This window comes from Streptomonospora sp. PA3 (assembly GCF_009728995.1).
GTDB lineage: Bacteria > Actinomycetota > Actinomycetes > Streptosporangiales > Streptosporangiaceae > Streptomonospora.
In genome coordinates, this window is record NZ_VTZW01000014.1 from 1 (window position 1) to 2,391 (window position 2,391).

2 rRNA genes and 1 other annotated feature are annotated in these 2,391 nt (G+C 61.1%); both genes read right to left on the bottom strand.

Annotated elements, in window-relative coordinates:
• Positions 1-946: ribosomal RNA gene (locus FZ103_RS14995) — 23S ribosomal RNA — on the bottom strand; the annotation flags it as partial.
• A 15-nt stretch (positions 947-961) separates the two neighbouring features.
• Positions 962-1,098, bottom strand: a sequence feature (23S ribosomal RNA rRNA prediction is too short).
• Between the two features lie 478 nt (positions 1,099-1,576).
• Positions 1,577-2,391, bottom strand: a 16S ribosomal RNA gene (locus FZ103_RS15000); the annotation flags it as partial.

Genomic DNA, 2,391 nt, shown 5'->3' on the forward strand with positions numbered 1-2,391 from the left:
AGCACCACACGACGCTGCACCTAAATGCATTTCGGGGAGAACCAGCTATCACGGAGTTTGATTGGCCTTTCACCCCTACCCACAGCTCATCCCCCAGGTTTTCAACCCTGGTGGGTTCGGGCCTCCACGAAGTCTTACCTCCGCTTCACCCTGGCCATGGGTAGATCACCCCGCTTCGGGTCCACAGCATGCGACTCAACCGCCCTGTTCAGACTCGCTTTCGCTACGGCTACCCCACCCGGGTTAACCTCGCCACACACCACGACTCGCAGGCTCATTCTTCAAAAGGCACGCCATCACCCCGCACCAAAGCGAAGCTCTGACGGCTTGACAGCACACGGTTTCAGGTACTCTTTCACAACCCCTCACCGGGGCACTTTTCACCTTTCCCTCACGGTACTCGTCCACTATCGGTCACCAGGACGTATTCAGGCTTGACAGGTGGTCCTGCCGGATTCACACGGAATTCCACGAGCTCCGCGCTACTCGGGGACAACGTCCACACCAATGATCACCGCTTCGCCTACGGGACTCTCACCCACTCCGGCACCGCTTCCCAACGGCTTCGACTACAGCAACCACCAGCGCGCCCAGCCGGCAGACCGGACACAACGCAACCCCACAACCCCACGCACGCAACGGCTGCCGCCTCTCACACGCACGCGGTTTAGCCACCATCCCCTTTCGCTCACCACTACTCAGGGAATCACTCTTGTTTTCTCTTCCTGCGGGTACTGAGATGTTTCACTTCCCCGCGTCACCACCAACCGCCCTATACATTCAGACGGCGGCAACCCGACACAACTCGGGCTGGGTTCCCCCATTCGGACACCCACGGATCACCGCTCGGTTGACAACTCCCCGTGGACTATCGCGGCCTCCCACGTCCTTCATCGGCGCCTGGTGCCAAGGCATGTTTTCTCTTCCTGCGGGTACTGAGATGTTTCACTTCCCCGCGTCACCACCAACCGCCCTATACATTCAGACGGCGGCAACCCGACACAACTCGGGCTGGGTTCCCCCATTCGGACACCCACGGATCACCGCTCGGTTGACAACTCCCCGTGGACTATCGCGGCCTCCCACGTCCTTCATCGGCGCCTGGTGCCAAGGCATCCACCGTATGCCACTCTTGCTTGGCCACCACAGATACAAGATGCTCGCGCACACTATCCACAAATCAAACCACCAGCCACACACCCGACCACAACCCCGCCGCACCGGCCGACCGCCCGCCCAACACAGGGCCGAGCAGTCCCACCAGAGCGCCCACCGCCACAACGACGGCACACCCGGGGTCTTCATCAGGGTGGCATCGGGGAGAACAACCCACCGGGTTGCTCCCTCAGACACCCAACAGCGCGTGTCCACCAAGCACCATCCCGACACCCCAGACCGGGAACCACCGGGCCGCACCCGCCCCCACCAACGCGGAGGCGACACGCCACAGCAGCATCCCCGGGGGCACCGGGTCCACTTACGAGTCCGCCGGCCACAACGGAAAACAACCAGACCGAAGAGCCCCCCACACGGGAAGCACCCCCGGCCCACAGGCCGGCTCATCAAGACTCCTTAGAAAGGAGGTGATCCAGCCGCACCTTCCGGTACGGCTACCTTGTTACGACTTCGTCCCAATCGCCAGCCCCACCTTCACGCACTCCCTCCCCAAACGGGGTTAGGCCGCACGTTTCGGGTGTTGCCGACTTTCATGACGTGACGGGCGGTGTGTACAAGGCCCGGGAACGTATTCACCGCGGCGTTGCTGATCCGCGATTACTAGCGACTCCACCTTCATGGGGTCGAGTTGCAGACCCCAATCCGAACTGAGACCGGCTTTTAGGGATTCGCTCCGCCTTGCGGCATCGCACGCCCACTGTACCGGCCATTGTAGCATGTTTGCAGCCCAAGACATAAGGGGCATGATGACTTGACGTCATCCCCACCTTCCTCCGAGTTGACCCCGGCAGTCTCCCATGAGTCCCCACCACCACGTGCTGGCAACATGGAACAAGGGTTGCGCTCGTTGCGGGACTTAACCCAACATCTCACGACACGAGCTGACGACAGCCATGCACCACCTGTCACCGATCCCAAAAGGACCCCGCGTCTCCGCGGGATTACCGGCGATGTCAAACCTTGGTAAGGTTCTTCGCGTTGCGTCGAATTAAGCAACATGCTCCGCCGCTTGTGCGGGCCCCCGTCAATTCCTTTGAGTTTTAGCCTTGCGGCCGTACTCCCCAGGCGGGGCGCTTAATGCGTTAGCTACGGCACGGAAACCGTGGAAAGTCCCCACACCTAGCGCCCAACGTTTACAGCGTGGACTACCAGGGTATCTAATCCTGTTCGCTCCCCACGCTTTCGCTCCTCAGCGTCAGGTAAGGCCCAGAGACC